The sequence below is a fragment of the Pseudomonas sp. NCIMB 10586 genome, assembly GCF_023127895.1.
Taxonomy (GTDB): domain Bacteria; phylum Pseudomonadota; class Gammaproteobacteria; order Pseudomonadales; family Pseudomonadaceae; genus Aquipseudomonas; species Aquipseudomonas synxantha_A.
Map to the genome: position 1 here is coordinate 101,233 of NZ_SPKQ01000053.1, position 15,242 is coordinate 116,474.

General features: G+C 61.7%; 15 protein-coding genes and 2 pseudogenes. 2 read left to right on the top strand and 15 right to left on the bottom strand.

Going from position 1 to position 15,242, the window contains the following annotated elements; all coding sequences use genetic code 11:
• Positions 1 to 718 precede the first annotated feature (718 nt).
• The 12 genes and pseudogenes from gspD to E4P01_RS27515 all read right to left on the bottom strand — a co-directional run.
• Positions 719 to 2,845, bottom strand: a complete 2,127-nt coding sequence (gene gspD, locus E4P01_RS27460) for a type II secretion system secretin GspD (RefSeq protein ID WP_216091807.1) — start codon at positions 2,843 to 2,845, stop codon at positions 719 to 721.
• A 5-nt stretch (positions 2,846 to 2,850) separates the two neighbouring features.
• Positions 2,851 to 3,351 carry a general secretion pathway protein GspN gene (locus E4P01_RS27465; RefSeq protein WP_032880312.1) on the bottom strand — a complete coding sequence of 167 codons (501 nt, stop codon included), beginning with the start codon at positions 3,349 to 3,351 and terminating at the stop codon, positions 2,851 to 2,853.
• Positions 3,348 to 3,950: a type II secretion system protein GspM gene (gene gspM / locus E4P01_RS27470; RefSeq protein WP_005789622.1), complete on the bottom strand. Its 603-nt coding sequence runs from the start codon at positions 3,948 to 3,950 to the stop codon at positions 3,348 to 3,350. Before gspM ends, E4P01_RS27465 begins: the two co-directional genes overlap by 4 nt.
• Positions 3,925 to 4,917 (bottom strand): PilN domain-containing protein, encoded by a 993-nt coding sequence (locus E4P01_RS27475; RefSeq protein WP_216091808.1) that lies wholly within the window; start codon positions 4,915 to 4,917, stop codon positions 3,925 to 3,927. The genes gspM and E4P01_RS27475 overlap by 26 nt, the downstream gene beginning before the upstream one ends.
• The gene (locus E4P01_RS27480; protein ID WP_216091809.1) at positions 4,914 to 5,615 is read right to left on the bottom strand and encodes a general secretion pathway protein GspK; all 702 of its coding nucleotides are present in this window, start codon (positions 5,613 to 5,615) and stop codon (positions 4,914 to 4,916) included. Before E4P01_RS27480 ends, E4P01_RS27475 begins: the two co-directional genes overlap by 4 nt.
• Positions 5,612 to 6,220 carry a prepilin-type N-terminal cleavage/methylation domain-containing protein gene (locus tag E4P01_RS27485; protein ID WP_032880305.1) on the bottom strand — a complete coding sequence of 203 codons (609 nt, stop codon included), beginning with the start codon at positions 6,218 to 6,220 and terminating at the stop codon, positions 5,612 to 5,614. The genes E4P01_RS27480 and E4P01_RS27485 overlap by 4 nt, the downstream gene beginning before the upstream one ends.
• Positions 6,217 to 6,549, bottom strand: coding sequence for a prepilin-type N-terminal cleavage/methylation domain-containing protein (locus tag E4P01_RS27490; RefSeq protein ID WP_216091810.1), 333 nt, complete (start codon positions 6,547 to 6,549; stop codon positions 6,217 to 6,219). Before E4P01_RS27490 ends, E4P01_RS27485 begins: the two co-directional genes overlap by 4 nt.
• Positions 6,546 to 6,971 carry a GspH/FimT family pseudopilin gene (locus E4P01_RS27495; protein WP_078821833.1) on the bottom strand — a complete coding sequence of 142 codons (426 nt, stop codon included), beginning with the start codon at positions 6,969 to 6,971 and terminating at the stop codon, positions 6,546 to 6,548. The genes E4P01_RS27490 and E4P01_RS27495 overlap by 4 nt, the downstream gene beginning before the upstream one ends.
• A 7-nt stretch (positions 6,972 to 6,978) precedes the next feature.
• On the bottom strand, positions 6,979 to 7,389 hold the full coding sequence (gene gspG / locus E4P01_RS27500; protein ID WP_087945255.1) for a type II secretion system major pseudopilin GspG: 411 nt from the start codon (positions 7,387 to 7,389) through the stop codon (positions 6,979 to 6,981).
• A 20-nt stretch (positions 7,390 to 7,409) separates the two neighbouring features.
• A complete protein-coding gene (gene gspF / locus E4P01_RS27505; protein ID WP_103733803.1) occupies positions 7,410 to 8,606 on the bottom strand; it encodes a type II secretion system inner membrane protein GspF in 1,197 nt (398 codons plus the stop codon).
• Entirely contained in the window at positions 8,603 to 10,300 is a 1,698-nt protein-coding gene (locus E4P01_RS27510; RefSeq protein ID WP_216092180.1) for an ATPase, T2SS/T4P/T4SS family, read from the bottom strand. The genes gspF and E4P01_RS27510 overlap by 4 nt, the downstream gene beginning before the upstream one ends.
• 225 nt (positions 10,301 to 10,525) lie before the next feature.
• Positions 10,526 to 11,089, bottom strand: a pseudogene (locus E4P01_RS27515) (substrate-binding domain-containing protein); the annotation flags it as partial.
• Here E4P01_RS27515 and E4P01_RS27520 point away from each other — a divergent pair.
• A pseudogene (locus E4P01_RS27520) lies at positions 11,039 to 11,380 on the top strand (nitrilotriacetate monooxygenase); the annotation flags it as partial. The pseudogenes E4P01_RS27515 and E4P01_RS27520 overlap by 51 nt on opposite strands.
• A gap of 40 nt (positions 11,381 to 11,420) precedes the next feature.
• Here E4P01_RS27520 and aqpZ read toward each other — a convergent pair.
• From aqpZ to E4P01_RS27535, 3 genes are all read right to left on the bottom strand, one after another.
• Positions 11,421 to 12,113: an aquaporin Z gene (gene aqpZ / locus E4P01_RS27525; RefSeq protein WP_078821835.1), complete on the bottom strand. Its 693-nt coding sequence runs from the start codon at positions 12,111 to 12,113 to the stop codon at positions 11,421 to 11,423.
• 235 nt (positions 12,114 to 12,348) lie between these two features.
• Positions 12,349 to 12,612, bottom strand: coding sequence for a hypothetical protein (locus tag E4P01_RS27530; protein WP_078821836.1), 264 nt, complete (start codon positions 12,610 to 12,612; stop codon positions 12,349 to 12,351).
• A gap of 129 nt (positions 12,613 to 12,741) precedes the next feature.
• Positions 12,742 to 12,939 (bottom strand): hypothetical protein, encoded by a 198-nt coding sequence (locus tag E4P01_RS27535; RefSeq protein WP_032880294.1) that lies wholly within the window; start codon positions 12,937 to 12,939, stop codon positions 12,742 to 12,744.
• 248 nt (positions 12,940 to 13,187) lie between these two features.
• Here E4P01_RS27535 and E4P01_RS27540 point away from each other — a divergent pair, with 248 nt between their 5' ends.
• The gene (locus tag E4P01_RS27540) at positions 13,188 to 14,684 is read left to right on the top strand and encodes a trypsin-like peptidase domain-containing protein (protein WP_216091811.1); all 1,497 of its coding nucleotides are present in this window, start codon (positions 13,188 to 13,190) and stop codon (positions 14,682 to 14,684) included.
• Positions 14,685 to 15,242: the final 558 nt, after the last annotated feature.

Below are 15,242 nucleotides of genomic sequence, written 5' to 3' on the forward strand. Positions count from 1 at the left end.
TCACGCTGGGTACCATCCGAGGTCAGGGGTAGGCTGTTGAGATCAAACATAACGGAATGAATTTCAAAAATATAATGCTGTTTTGGCATAAGCTAATATTCTATAATTTCATTATTTATCAATATTTTTATTCATAACGGTAATGTTTATACCATCAATAGCAGAGAGACTCTGGGCTAGGGAGGTTGCCCCCGATAGCATAGGTATCTACACAACTTTGCAGCCGCCAACCGTAACCACGATGCGAAGCGAGCCGCTCGTGATCTTGATCTGCTTTTGATCCTAGGCGCCCCGTTAAACCACGCTGGCCGGAATTCGACAGGGATTTGGGGGGTAAACCGGCAGGGATGCCGGTTTAGCCGCCCCGCGCCATGGATGGCGCGTGGCGGCGGCCCCCCAAATCCATGGCGGATTACGGGCACACCGAGCCTAGGCGAGGTGCCGAGTGGTGGGGCAAAGAGCCTTTTTGGTTACTTTTGGCTGGGCCGGCATTCCGGGCTCTTTTCCAAAAGTGACCCGCTGTAAAAGCGGAACCAATATCAGCCGTTACCACAGGAATGGATATGTACTCGGTATAACTGTGTTGGCTGTCAGGCCGTCATCGCAGGCAAGCCAGCTCCCACATTTGGATCGCGTCGCATCATTTAGGTAGTCGCTGGCAGTCAAGCCGCCATCGGGAGCAAGCCCCCTCCCACATTGGTACTCGGAGCAGCCAGGATTATTGAGCCGGCCGCAACAGTTGCATCTGCTGGCGATAATCATCAGTCACCTGCCGTGCCTGGCTGCTGCTGGTAATGACTCTTGGCGTAATGAGCACTATCAACTCTGTACGGTCCTTGGACTTGCCAGTATTGCCAAACAACCACCGCAACCCCGGTATCTTCCCCAGATAAGGCACGGCACTGACACTCTCGGCGTTGTCCTGTTTGATCAACCCACCAAGCAATACCGTCTGCCCACTCTGCACCGCCACCTGAGTCGACACCGAGCGTGTGGAAATGCGCGGGTTCACCGGCGTCTCACTGCTGCCCGCCGGGTTCTGGGCATCACTGACCTGCTGCTGGATATCCATGTACACCAGCCCGCCCGGATTGATGCGCGGCACCACATCCAGGATCACCCCGGTCTGCACGTATTCGACACTGCTCAAGGTGGTGTCGGCGTCACCGGTGTTGACGGTGGTCTGGCTGATGGGAATGTTATCCCCCACCTGGATCTGCGCCGGCTGGTTGTTCATCACCACCAGCGACGGCGCCGACAGTACCTGGGTGCGGCCGTTGGTTTCCAGCGCGTGCAAAGCCACTTGCAGGTTGGAGCTGACAAAGGAGTAGAACAACGAATCCGCCGCCCCCAGCCCCGCCCCGCCACCGCCCAGGGCGCCTTGGCTGCCGGAGGCGTTGGCCACCGTGGTGCTGGTGGAATTGCCCGCCAGGCGGCCGAGATACCACTGCACACCCAGGTCCAGTTCACCGGTGAGTTTGACCTCCAGGATGCGGGTCTCGATCTGCACTTGCAGCGGTGGGTTGTCCAGGCGCTTGATCGCCGCTTCGATCTCTTTCCATTGTGCCGGACGGGTGCGCACCAGCAGCTGGTTGCTGCTCTTTTGCGCGGTGATGCGGGTGCCGGCTTCGAGGTCGCTGGTGGGGGGCGCCTGGGTATTTTCGGCAGGTTCGGATTCGGGTTCGTCGGGTGCAGGCGCTGGGACATTGGCCTGCAGCCCAGCGCTGGTGGACGAGGACAAGGTGGTGGTACGCAACCCCGGCGCGACCTTGGCCGGTGCGTCGTCCTTGATCACGCCATTGCCGTAGATCTGCCGCAAATATTTGGCCAGGTCGGCGGCCTTCATATTGCGCACGTCGTACACATACATCTGCGGCTCGTTGCCGCCGCCCTCGTCGATGGTGCGAATCCAGTCACCCACCTCGCTGAGGTACTCGGGCTGAGACGAAATCGCCACCACCGAGTTGGTGCGCTCGACCGGCAAAAATCGCAACATACCCGCCAGGGGCGTGCCGCTGTCGGCGCCGAACATGGCTTGCAGCTCGGGCATCAGTTCGGCCACCGAGGCGCGTTGCAGGCCGAAGACCGCCACGGACATGCCCTTGAGCCAGTCCACATCGAAAGTGTCGATGGTGTCCTGGTAGTTGGCCAGCTCTTCCGGGGTGCCGGCCAGGCTCAGTACATTGCGCTCCGGGTCGACCAGCAGAAACGCATTCTCTCGGGCGAAGGGCTTGAGCAGTTTCTGCATCTCGGTGGCAGAGATGTAGCGCAGCGGGAAGAGTCGCGCCGAGAGCCCGCTGGAGGGCTGCGTCACGCGCATCTGCGGCACCAGCTTGCCCGCCACCGCCTGGCTGGCCGGCAGGATCACGTAGCGGCTGCCCTGCTTGATCATGGCGTTGTCGGTCCAGGACAGCAGGGTTTCGAGGATCGACAGGGCCTGCTGCTTGTCCACCGGTTTTGACGTGGAGAAGCTGACATTGCCCTTCACGCCCTCGGCGATGCTGTAGTTCTCGTGCAGCAAGTCGCCCATTACGCTGTTGATCACCGCTTCGATGGGCTGGCCCTGAAAGTTGAAGACGATGTCGCCGCCCTCCTCCTGGGCTTTCATCGGCGCAGTGGGTTTACGCACGAACGTCTGATTGCCACGAATCAACTGGCGCTGCGGCGGCGACTTCGCCTCGGGCAGAGCGCTTTGCATCGCAGGCGCCGTATTCGGCGGGCGTTGCGAACCGGTGCCTTGCAGCGCCTCGTTCAGCAGCTGGTCGTCCGGATCAAGGCGGTCGGGTAAGGATCCACAACCGCCCAGGGAGACGGCAGTGGCCAGGCAAAACAGCGAAGTGCGCATATCGATCAAGGGAGGGGCTCGCGGGGATGGGAAATCAGGGGTAACCGCTTGCCGTACAGGCTCAGGGTCTGGGTACGCCCGTTGAGGGCGAATCGGGCGTATTGCGGGGTCAGGTGTTCCAGGCGCCAGCCGTTGGGCAGCGTCTGGCCCAGGCGCACCGTCAGGGGTGGGCCGCCGGCTTGCTTGAGCATGGCCATTTGCAGGTTGCCGGTGATCATGATGCCGCTGAGGGTCAGGTTGGCCAGGCTCGCCACCTGGGTCTTGCCGACCACGCTGTCCGGGCGGCGATCGGGGCTGAACAGCGGCGTCTGCCAGGTGCTCGCGAGCTCTTGCAACGCCGGCGCCGGTGCGGCCTGCACAGTGACGGAGGGCTGCGCAGGTGCAGGCGCCTGCGGCAACCATCGCGGTTGATCACCGATGCTGCTGAGGATCACCGCCATCAGTACGCCCAATAGCCCGGCCAAGCCGAGCAAGCCCCACTCCAGGGGGCGCAGTGCACCGATCATGGCGCCACCTGCGCCGGTTGCAGGTAGCCACGCACCAGCAGTTGCACCGCCAGCTTGCCCGCCCCGCCAGTGGCCGGTGCCTGTTTGCTGCGGCGAATGCGCAACTCATCGACAAACAGAAACGGCGGCTGGTATTCCAGCGCGTGCAGGATCGCGGTCAGCGGTTCGATGGCGCAGTTCAGCGTAAGGCTGACCTTGACCTGCCGATAGGGCTCGCTGCTGTCCTGTTCAGTGGTGATGGGTTTGCGCTGGGTGAGGTTGCAGCCGCCGCCCAGGTTGGCGTGGCTGTTGATCAGGTCGGCCAGACGCTGCATCAGATCGGCGGCGACCACATCGGGGTCATCGCCTGGCAACAGGCTGGCGCTGCTGGCCGGGTCTTGCCGCGCCAGCTCAAGCTGTTCGCGCAATGCATCGCCCTGACGCAACACGGCGGCGTAGCGTTGCTGCTGCTCACGCAACTGCTGGGCTTGTTCGCCCATGGTGCGCAGCGGGCCGGCGAACCAGCTGTCGATCAGCAACCAATAGGCCGCACCGAGTACCACGGCCAGGAGCAACAAGGCCCCGCCACGACGTTCACGGGGTGTGAGGGGTCGGCGCATCGGCGGCCTCCGGGCGTAAGTGGGCACGCAAGGCAAACTGGTCCTTGCCGGTGCGCGCATCGGGTTGAATCACCCCTTCGAACTGGGCGTTGTCCAACCGCCGGCAGCCTTTGATGCGGGTGATCAGGCCACTGGCCTTGGCACTTTGCCCGGAGAAGGTCACCTCAGCGTCCTTGACGTCCAATTGGTCGAGCCAAGTGTCGGCGGGCAGACAAGTGGTCAAGTCATTGAGCAGCGCAGCCAGCGGCGGTTGCGCCAGTTTGCGCTGGGTGAGGTACTGCGCCGCGCCGCGGGTATTGAGCAGTTGCTGGCGCAGGGCGTGCACCTGGGCGACCTGGGCTTTTTGCTGCTGCACGGTGGCGTGCATGGCGTCGAGCACACGCTGGCGGTCGTTGAGCCACAGCAACATGGCGGCGATCAGCAAGGCACCGCACAGCCATGGCAGGCTGCGCTGCAAATCCTTGCCCGTTCGGCGTTGGCGCGAGCGTAACGGTGCCGGCAGCAGGTCGATGCCCAGGCCCGCCACATCGACGCGATGGGGATGCAGACCAAGGGCAGCGCAGTCACTCAGAATCCGATCCAGACGCTCGCGCAGGATCGCCACCAGCGTGACCTCAAGGTGGGTGGGTGTGCGCTGCTCCTGACGCGCCACGAAGTACAACTGCTCGGCGTCGAACGGGGTGTAGCGGTCCAGTTCATAGCCGACCACCGCCGTGAGATTGCGCGCGGCCGCCAGGGGCAATTGCAGGCGTTGCTGCAGCACCACGTCAGGGTCGAGCATCAGCACCTGGCAGGCGCTGCCGGGGATAACCGGCGCCGTCAGCGGCCAGTAATGGACCTGTTCAGGCGGCTCTTGCGGGGCCAGCCAGCTCGGCACACAGCCGCGCAGCTCGGTGAGCCACAGGTGCCAGCCTTGTTGCAGCAGGCTGCCGCGCCACTGGCGGGCGATAGGTTCAAGTCGATTCATTCTTGCCACCGCACCACCCGATAGGGTTGTGCACGGTCCTCCGCGGGGCTCAATAAGACGGTGAGTTGCAGGCGTGCCTGATAGCCGCCGGGGCGCTCGGCACGGCTGTCGATTTCCAGCACCTGGCCGGGGTCGGCGCCCTCGGCGTTTTGGCGTGGCAGGTTCAATGCCTTGCGCATCAAGGGGCTGGCAAATGCCGGATCGGGTCGATCCAGGTCGCTCCACAAAGTAATTTCCGGCACTAATTGGCTGTACAGCGCCTGGGTCATACCGGGCAGTTGCCGCACTTCTTCCAGCACCCGAAACGGCGCCAGGCCCTGATGGCGCCGAGCCTCAAGCGCCTGGACCAGCTGATGGGCCTGGGCCGGGGTAGCGCCGCAAGCCAGGGCCAGGTGCAGCAAGTCATCGAGGTCGGCGTTGACCAGGTACAGCTTGCCGCGCTCACTGCGCAGGCGGACCTGTAGGCGGGCGTCGTCGAAGGTCAGCGCTATGGCACGCCCGTCCGCCACCCAGTGCCGATCAGCCATGACCTGGGCAATACCGGCTTCGGCGGCCAACAGCGTCTGGGTGTGCTGGCGGTACCACAGCGCCTGGCGACTTTGCAGTTGCACCCAGGCAGCCAAACCGCCGAGCAATAGGCTGAGTAAAGCCAGCACCCACAGCACCAGCAGCAACGCCGCTCCGCGTTGGCGCTTCATTGTTCACTGCTCGCGCTGCCGAGGTTCAGGCGCAGGGCAATCACTTGCGTCAGCCACGGCACCGGCCCGTTGACGCTGGCGTCGATGCGTACTGCGACGGGCAAGCGCCGGGGCCAGGGCCACGCGCTCAACCAGCCGGTGGGCTGGCCCAAGGGCGATACGCCGCGATAACTCAATTGCAGCGCCTCGACGTTATGCAGCAGCACTTGCGGTTCAGCGCGCTGGGCGTTGGCAGCGGATTGCAACTGCGAAAACGCCACCTGAAAATCCTGTTCTACCCGTTGCAAGGTAAAGCGCTGGATGCCCCCGCCGAGCACGCCGGGCAAGGTCGCCACAAACTGCAAGCGCTCTGCCGTACCGATAAAAAAACCGTCGGCCTGGCTGTCGTCTTCAATGATATTCAAGGGCAACGCCTCGCTGATCGCGGTGCGTAGAAACTGTTGGGCGGTGCGCATTTCATCCAGGCTCACGGTGTAACTTTGGGCCTTGGCCACCGCCCGATTGGCGCCCAGCAACGCAGCGCCCACCAGCAATAACAATATCGAAAGCAGGCTGAGCACCACCAGGATCTCCAGTAAGGTGAAGCCCTGCTCGCGGCGCCTCACAGGCGGGTCTTCAAGGTGCTGAAGCGGGCCTGATGCACGCCTTCGCGCAGGTTCAGGTCGAGACGAAACAGATGGGGCTGTTGCCGGGTACTGGTCAATTGCCAATGGATGCCATCAAGTTCGCCTTGCAAGGTGCCTTCGCTCAGCGGGCCGGCCGCTTCCTGGTCCAGCAGCGTGAGCGCGGCCTGGGTTAGCCGGTCGCTGTGGGCAACCTGGGCCAACGAGCGCGCACTCTGGCCGAAGGCAACCAGCAACACGCTGCTGCACACCGCCATCAACGTCAGGGCCGCGAGCATTTCCAGCAGGGTAAAACCGGCCTGATGCTTCATGGCAGCGCCCTGGACTGCACGCTGCCGGTGAGCCAGCCAATGTCGATACGCCAACGCCGGGCGCCGCTGGCCAGCAGCAGGTTGCCGCCGGTGGAACTGCCATCGGGGTAGAACACCACGGCGGCGCCCGCCTGCTCGGCACTGTGCAACGTCACCTGCAACGGTGCCTGCCACTGTTGCGGGGCACGCCCTGGAGCCCGGAACGTCAGACGTTGCAGGTCGAATTCGGTGCGCGCCGCCTGGCCGCTGACGATCGCCCCCGCCCGCGTGGCGCGCAGTGCCTCGACCATCTGCCCCACCACCCGCCGCTCCTGAGCCACTTGCAGCCCCTGGCGCACACCCAGCCCCAACAACCCGGCGGCGATACCGATCAATACAATGACCACCAGCATCTCCAGCAAGGTAAAGCCGCGCTGGGCCATGGGCGGGTTACTCCCAGTTACCCAAATCGGCACTGTAGCCCTCGCCGCCCGGTTGACCGTCCTGGCCGTAGAAGATCAGGTCGAAGGCGCCATGCTGCCCGGGGAAGCGATAACCGAACCCGTGGCCGAACGGGTCCTTCAACTCCGAAGGCTTGGCATAGGGGCCCGCCCAGCTGGAGGCATTGGCGGGCTTGTCGAGCAGCTGTTGCAGGGTGTTGGGCGGCGCCCCCACATCCAGGGCGTAGCTGTCGATCTTCATGCTCAAGCTCGCCAACTGCGCCTTGCCTGCGCCGTATTTGCCCTTGTCCACATTGCCGCCGACCTGGCGCACGACAATGGTTGCGACGATGCCCAGCAGCACGATCACTGCGAGCATTTCCAGCAGGGTGAAGCCGTTTTGGCGGTGCCGGGTTCTCATTGATTCCACTCCATGAAGGTTCATATATGGCTGGTGAGGCTCATCAGCGGCAGCATGATCGCGAGCATGATTACCGCCACCAGCACCGCCATGATCACGGTCAGCGAGGGCACCAGCGCAGCGAGCAGGCGGTCGATCGCACGCTTGGCCTCGACGTCGAAGATGTCGGCGACCTTGAGCAACATGCCGGGCAGTTCACCGGCGTGTTCGCCGACCTCGATCATTTGCAGGGCCAACTGCGGCAACAGCGGTTGACTGCCAAACGCCTCGGCCAGGGTGCCGCCGCCTTTGACCTGTTGCGCCGCCAGAGCCACTTGCGCCTGCAATGCATGGTTGCTGCAGACCTGCCGGGCGATCACCAGCGCGGGCAGCAATGCCACGCCATTGCAGAGCAAGGTGCCGAGGGTGCGAGTCAGGCGTGCGGCTTGCACCCGTTGCAGCAGCGGGCCGACCACACGGATGCCCAGCAGGTGACGGTCGTAGCGTTCGCGGCGGCTGGGGTCGCGCAGGCGCGTCGCCAGGAGCCCGGCACTGATCGCCAACCCGGCCAACAGCACCAGGCCATAGGCCGACAAAAACTCGCCAAGCCCCAGGATCACTTGGGTGATCAACGGAATCGGCACGCCCAGATCCTGAAAAATCGGCACGAATTGCGGCACCACATAGGCCAGCAACAGCGCCAGGGAACCCAGTACGCCCACCACCAGGAACGCCGGGTAGATCAGCGCGTTGATCACCTCGCCACGCAGTCGCTGGCTGCGCTCCAGGTAGTCGCTGAGCTGGCGCAGGGTGTCTTCCAGCGCACCACCGGCTTCGCCCGCGCGCACCATGCTCAGGTACAGCGCAGAAAACGTATCGCCCTCTTCCTCAAGCGCAGCCGACAGCGGCTTGCCGGCCTTGACCTGGTCACGGATGCGCTCGATCAAGGCCCGCACCTGGGGTTGGCCGGGTTGCTTGAGCAGCAGGTTCAACGAGCGTTCAAGGGGCTGACCGGCGCCGAGCAGCGTCGCCAGTTGCTGGGTGAAACTCACCAGCGCGGCCCCCTTCAACGGCCCGCGTACACGACGTAACGAGGCACTGCCCGTCGTTTCAATATGCAGCAGCAACCAGCCACGCTTGTGCAAGATGGCGACGGCGGCGGCCTGGTCGGCAGCTTGCAGCGTGCCTCTCTGGGCGGCGCCCTGGCTGTCCAGGGCACGGAACTTGAACAGGCTCACGCATCCTCTCCACGGGTGACGCGCAACACTTCTTCCAGGGACGTGACGCCCGCCAGCGCCTGACGCAGGCCGTCTTCATACAAGGTGCGCAAACCGCCGCGACGGGCGGCTTGCTCAAGGGTGGCGGCGTCGGCGTGGGCCATCAGCAGGCCACGCAACTCATCGTTCATCACCAGCAATTCGGTGAGGGCGCTGCGGCCGTGGTAGTCGCCGTGATACAGCAGAATCGGGCGCTGCTCGGTGAGGCGATCCAGGCCGTGTTCCTTGATCAACGCCGGCGGCGCCTGGAACGCGACCCGTGTGGCCGGGTCCAGGCGCCGCACCAGGCGTTGGGCGAGAATGCCGCTGACGGTGGAGGCGATCAGGTAGCTTTCCACGCCCATGTCCAGCAAGCGTGTGATGCTGGCGGCGGCGCTGTTGGTGTGCAGGGTTGAGAGCACCAGATGGCCGGTGAGTGAAGATTGGACGGCGATGCGGCACGTTTCCAGGTCGCGGATTTCACCGATCATGATCACGTCCGGGTCCTGGCGCACGATGGCGCGCAACGCTCCGGCAAAGTCCAGGCCGATGGCGGGCTTGACCTGGATCTGGTTGATGCCTTCAAGCTGGTACTCCACCGGGTCTTCCACGGTGATGATCTTGCGTTCGGCGGTGTTGAGCCGCGCCAAGGCGGTGTACAGCGTGGTGGTTTTACCCGAGCCTGTGGGCCCGGTGACCAGCAGGATGCCGTGGGGCCGCTCGAGCAAATCAAGGAAGGCTGCCAGGCGCTGGCCATTAAAACCCAGGCTTGGAAAGTCGAACTGCACGGTTTGCCGGTCCAACAGGCGCATCACCACCGACTCGCCGAAGCTGGTGGGCACCGTGGACACGCGCAAATCCAACGCCTTGCCCTGGATGCGCAGCATGATGCGCCCATCCTGGGGCAGGCGCCGCTCGGCGATGTCCAGGCGCGCCATGATCTTGACCCGCGAGATCACCGCCGCCGACGAACTGGCGGGCGGTGCTTCGGCGTCGTGCAGCACGCCATCGATGCGGTAGCGCACCTTGAGCTGGTTTTCGAAGGGTTCGATATGGATATCCGACGCCCGTTGTTCCACGGCGCGTTGCAGGATCAGGTTGACCAGGCGAATCACCGGCGCTTCGGAAGCCATGTCCTTGAGGTGCTCGATATCTTCGAGGGCACCACTCTGCTCATCTAGGTTTTCGATCAGCGTGCCCATGGCCGAACGGCCCTGGCCGTAGTAACGCTCGATCAGGCCCTCTACGTCGGTATGTGCACCGATGGCCAGCCAGACAGGAACTTGGCAGGCATACGCCAGGGCTTGGAACGGGTACAGCTGCGTCGGGTTGGCGGCCAGCACGCGCAGACCGCCCTCGTCCCAGCCCATGGGCACCAGGTGGTAGTGACGCAGGAAACGCTCGGTAACGGCGGGTAATGGGTCGAGCAACGGCGGCGCAGCGTCGGCCGCCAGCAATGGTGCAACCAGCAGATCGGCCCAGGCGCGGGCCAGTTCGATTTCGGACACCAGGCCCAGGCGCGTGAGTAAACCCAGCAGGTCGCGAGGGTCATCGGATAAGCGCCGGGCGCGTTCCAGATCCAGCGTTTTAAGCCCGGCGTGCTGCATCAGCCACGCACACACCTGGTCGGTGTGCGGGATGTGCATCTTGCAAGCATCGATGGGGGCTGAAGACATCATTGAGGAATATCTAACGTTGCGAAAAGTATGGCTATTTGGAACTACCGAACAATGCCATTAGTTCGCCACAGCCGATGCAGGAGTTAGCCGGGGGTATCGACTGGAAGTTATAGCTCTAGTTCCGGCTGGCGGGAAATTAAATACAAAACATTGCCAAGTGCACTGATTTAGAGCGTTAGCAGCCAATAGCCACTAGTTGCACTTAGCCATACCCCGTAATGACTAGGTACTTTCCCTTTCAATTAACTGACAGTGCAAAAGATTCAAGCGTGCAACTTCACCCTCGATCGGTAATACACCCAGACTTTGCAGAACGCGGGTGGCGGCTAATACACCAATCTGCAGGGCCGGTGGCTGGATCGTGCTGAGGCTGGGCAGCAACATCTGTGCGAAGGGGTAATCGCCAAAGCCTAATACGGCGCAGTCCTGCGGGATGTTCAGCCCCGCTCGTTGACCGGCGAGCAAACCACCGGCAGCCAGGTTGTCGTTGGCAAAGAAAATCGCGTCGGGCCTGGTCACCGCCCCCATCAGCGCCTCCATGGCCTGCTTGCCCGCCTCGAAAGGCGCACGGTCGGCGTCGGGGACGAAGACCCACGGCTGCACACCCAGCTCGCTGAGGGTCGCAGTAAAACCATCACGGCGCTCCGGCACGTAGTCCCAGGTTTCCACCACCGGGATGTCCACCTCGGCGATCATCTTTTCGATGCCTGGGCTATGGAAGCGACTGGTCAGCACCAGCGCGGCCGCCAGCAACTGCGGAGCGAACTGGCCCAGCGCGAACAGCTGACACTGGCGCAACTGGGCCGACGCATTGCCGGCGGACGCGGTCATTACAGCTTGATCGGCACGCCTGTGCAGATCGCCGATGAGCTGCAGCGCTGGTTCGAAGAAGGCGCGGCGGATGGCTTCAATATTCTGGTGCCACACCTGCCGGGCGGGCTGGAGGATTTCGCCCGCCTGGTCGTTCCCGAGTTACAGCGGCGTGGCTTGTTTCGGCGCGAATACACCGGCACCACACTGCGTGAAAACCTTGGTTTGGCGCGCCCGGCCAACCGTTACAAGGCGGCTCGATCATGAAGAACACGGTCCGCTCGCCGAGCAAAGGTGGCCTGAGCGACTACTGTTTTGTCGCCAACACGAACCGGTGCACCAGCCCACCAAACACGCCACCGAGTAAAGGCACCACCCAGAACACCCACAACTGAGCCATCGCCCAATCGCCTTGAAACAGTGCTACGCCCGTACTGCGCGCCGGGTTAACCGATGTATTGCTCACTGGAATACTGATCAGGTGAATCAAGACCAGGGCAAAACCGATGGCCAGCGGCGCAAAACCGGCCGGTGCCTTTTTGTCGGTGACGCCCAGGATGATCAACAGGAAAAACGCCGTGAGTACAAACTCGGTGACCACTACCGAAAGCAGCGAGAAGCCCCCGGGTGAATGCTCGCCATAACCATTGGTGGCAAACCCCGCCGTCACATCGAACCCGGCCTTGCCGCTGGCGATCAGGTACAGCACGCCGGCCGCCGCAATCGCGCCCAGAACCTGAGTGAAGATGTAGGGCACCACATCCTTGCCGTCAATACGCCCGGCGGCGAGCAAACCCAGGGTGACCGCCGGATTGAAATGCCCGCCGGAAATATGCCCGACCGCGTAGGCCATGGTTAATACCGTCAAGCCAAATGCCAATGCCACACCGGCAAAACCAATGCCCAACTCAGGGAATGCGGCCGCCAACACGGCACTGCCGCAACCGCCCAGTACCAGCCAGAACGTGCCGAAGAACTCGGCGGCGAGACGTTTTTTCATCAGGAAACTCCTTGAAGTCAGGTCAAAGAGTTGGAGCCTAACAACAGGGTACGGGCATTGGATGTGGGAAATTTCCTTAGCGCGTAACTAATGAGCAGGTGTGATTCGCGATGAAGATTGTTCACGCGGGAAGGCATCTATTCCCGGCATGAAAAAGCCATAATCAGCAACAACAGTGGCGCATCAAGGCAAAGCCGGCCTCTTGCTGCTCAGCGTGGCCCCCCTCTGGATACCCTCACCGTAGCGCGCCCGCCTTGGCGATCAACTCACGCAATCGGGAATCCTTAGGCTCAAACACGTCGAGGAGCCCGATCGCCTTAAGAGCGGGCAGAGATTGAATAATTTCTCGCTCAGCCAGCAGTTGATCATCCATGCTCGCGCCTGGGTTACTCCAAACTCGTACGTTTGCCAAAAAGGCACCCACCGTCCCTTTACGTACGGTCACTCCCTCAAATGTTGCTTCGTTTGTATCGTCGGCAAGAACGTCTTCGGCACGCATATCCGTCTCCGCAGTTGGGTTGCTTTAACTTCTCGGGCTTTCGGAAAAGGGCATCACGCCGACAATAACGTAATTATCTTGCGCTGACATTTAAATGAAAACCCGGCGCTTGGCCGGGTCCGTTGATGCTCAGTTGTCAGGATGCTCACTGGCTACTGAATCGGCAGCGTCCACGTCCGACATATCTTCCTCGAGGGGTGCCTCGTCGTCCGGTGGCAGCGGGATATGATCCTCATCGCGCTTTGGATCATGACCGGCCTCATTGTCCGTTCCACGCGTTACTGCCTGCTGTGAAATATTGCCTGGGGCGTTCTCGTTGATTTCCATGCTGTCTCTCCGCTCTAAAGCGCGACAAATACGCACTTAAACATTGGAGCAGGCGTGTAACAGGGAGTGCCGAACTTTGGACGAACGGAAAATCCCGAGACGGTGTTGGGCGTAAGGACGCCAGCACCAGCAGCCATAACGGCGACTGAGGATCCCGCCAAGGGCTCACGCAGTAGCCCTGTATGTCATCCGCCATGGCCTGATTGAGTAGTTTCAGCCAATCAATGACTTCCTTGTCGAGGCCCCTTATGGCACTTCCTCACACCGCCTGCATCTTCCTGTATTTCCTGTTGCTCAGCACTGTCTGGCCCAGCCATGCCAGAGATCTGGCCGAGGGCCTTACCGAGCAGTCACCGTCTGTGGCCCTTGAAAATAAAAACCACCGTTATCCGCAATGGACCGGCATCGGTTCACTGGAAAACGCCTTAGGCCAGACCTGCAATGCCGTTCTGCTCGACACGCGCAATCGCCAAGGTAAGGCCATCGGGCCGGCTTATGTGCTGACCGCCGGGCATTGTGTGTTCTACAGCTACGGTACAGCGCGCGTCCACCAGGCGCTCACCGCCGACGTGACCTTCAACTACTTTCATGACACACCCGAACGGCGTGTCACCTACGCCGTCAAGACGGCGCATTGGAGCAGCATGGCGGGCACTGACCTGGCCGTGCTCGAACTGGATACGTCACTGGCGGTGCTGGTGGCCAAGGCGATCATGCCACTCAAGCTGGCCTCCCAGCGTCAGACATCGGATCGAGAGGTGATCAACGTGGGAGCGCCGACCGGCTTTCTGAAAAAGGGCCTACGCATGAGCGCCTGCGTGGAGTCGACCCTCAACAGTTTTGCCGAACATCCCGGCGTGTTCCCCAGCGCCTTGCGCAACCGCTGCAATGGTCTGCGCCCAGGCAGCTCCGGCAGTCCGATGCTGGACCGGAACACCAATGAAATCACCAGCATCATCAGCAAGGTCGCGTCTGCCATTCAGAAAGACATTCTCAATAGCTGCCAGAACAACTCGGCGTGCGAAGCCGCCAAATTCAACTACAGCTACCCCGTCAACGACTTGTACTACTGCTTTGTAGACGGTGTTTTCCGTAACGACACCCCAACCTGTCAGCTCAAGGCGGTTGAAATCACGCTGGATGAGCCGTGGAACCTGAAGCCCTATGTGCATTTAAAACGTGACGCCACCGACCAAATTACCCGTCCGACTTGGAACCTGAGGTTCTCGATCCAGGAACCGTTCTACCGATTCAAAGCCGTGAATCACATCAGCGATTGCGCACGCACACACGGCTACCAAGTCGCTGCCGCTTCTGACGAGGCCTACATCAACCAACCCATCGGCCCAGTGCTGGGGCCGCATGTGTTATGCATACTCGGGGTGCAAACGGCCGAACAGCCGCTGACCGAAGCGCTGCTGCGCAATGCGCTCACCCATTCGGTATTCCTGACCAACCCGGCACCTGCACCGCAGCTCAAGCACCGCTATCACATCGCCTGGGAAAACCAGCAGAACGGTTTTAGCCAGCATTATTACTACAGCGTGAACTCGGCGATCAGCACCATCTGCGGCGATATTGACGACGATCGCTACACCTTGGCCATGGACGGCATATCCCTTGATATAGCAGAGCTGCCGGTCACGTTATGCAGTTATGCACGCAACAACGCCGGGCAACCGTCGGCCATTCGCACAGACATGATCATAGGCGCAACGGTTCGCTCGCAGCGTCAGGCCAGGTGAGGCAGGGAGATGTTTTAAGCAAATGTTGATGAGTCAAGTCAGCGCAATCGAGGGCAATGCCCGAAAGGCACGACTTGAGCGGGATCACTGGGGTTCTCCCCCGCCGAAACGCAGCGGGGGCGACCCGGTTACCATTGACCAGAGAGCAAACAGGTTGCCGCCTCAATCATGCTGAAGTGGTACCACGGCTGAGAATCCTGGCAACTGGTGGCGAAAGACGCATGCGCACTTGAGGTCGCTAACAGGCAGGCTGCAGCCGTCATATAGACGTATTTTTTTATAGTCATCTTCACTCCCCTTCCCATCGTTAATACATTGGCTTGCGCTTCAAACTCTACTGCCGGGTTCGTGCAACGATCAATTAGGGCAGGTGTGCTAGTGGCGTATCGACATGCGCGCGACAATGCCTATCGACGTCACGCCAGTCATTTCAGGGGAGTGTCGTAGCGATTGCATGTTCGCTGTACCCCACCGGCAGATCACAGAGGTGAAACAGGCTCTCGGGCCCATAACAGCCCACGGCGCGGTAGGGGGTATTTTTCAGACATGAAAAAGCCC

Coding starts and splice junctions, on each gene's coding strand:
- gspD (WP_216091807.1), bottom strand. CDS start 2,845: ATGCGCACTTCGCTGTTTTGCCTGGCCACTGCCGTCTCCCTGGGCGGT.
- E4P01_RS27465 (WP_032880312.1), bottom strand. CDS start 3,351: ATGATCGGTGCACTGCGCCCCCTGGAGTGGGGCTTGCTCGGCTTGGCC.
- gspM (WP_005789622.1), bottom strand. CDS start 3,950: ATGCGCCGACCCCTCACACCCCGTGAACGTCGTGGCGGGGCCTTGTTG.
- E4P01_RS27475 (WP_216091808.1), bottom strand. CDS start 4,917: ATGAATCGACTTGAACCTATCGCCCGCCAGTGGCGCGGCAGCCTGCTG.
- E4P01_RS27480 (WP_216091809.1), bottom strand. CDS start 5,615: ATGAAGCGCCAACGCGGAGCGGCGTTGCTGCTGGTGCTGTGGGTGCTG.
- E4P01_RS27490 (WP_216091810.1), bottom strand. CDS start 6,549: ATGAAGCATCAGGCCGGTTTTACCCTGCTGGAAATGCTCGCGGCCCTG.
- E4P01_RS27495 (WP_078821833.1), bottom strand. CDS start 6,971: ATGGCCCAGCGCGGCTTTACCTTGCTGGAGATGCTGGTGGTCATTGTA.
- gspG (WP_087945255.1), bottom strand. CDS start 7,389: ATGAGAACCCGGCACCGCCAAAACGGCTTCACCCTGCTGGAAATGCTC.
- E4P01_RS27510 (WP_216092180.1), bottom strand. CDS start 10,300: ATGTCTTCAGCCCCCATCGATGCTTGCAAGATGCACATCCCGCACACC.
- aqpZ (WP_078821835.1), bottom strand. CDS start 12,113: ATGAAAAAACGTCTCGCCGCCGAGTTCTTCGGCACGTTCTGGCTGGTA.
- E4P01_RS27530 (WP_078821836.1), bottom strand. CDS start 12,612: ATGCGTGCCGAAGACGTTCTTGCCGACGATACAAACGAAGCAACATTT.
- E4P01_RS27535 (WP_032880294.1), bottom strand. CDS start 12,939: ATGGAAATCAACGAGAACGCCCCAGGCAATATTTCACAGCAGGCAGTA.
- E4P01_RS27540 (WP_216091811.1), top strand. CDS start 13,188: ATGGCACTTCCTCACACCGCCTGCATCTTCCTGTATTTCCTGTTGCTC.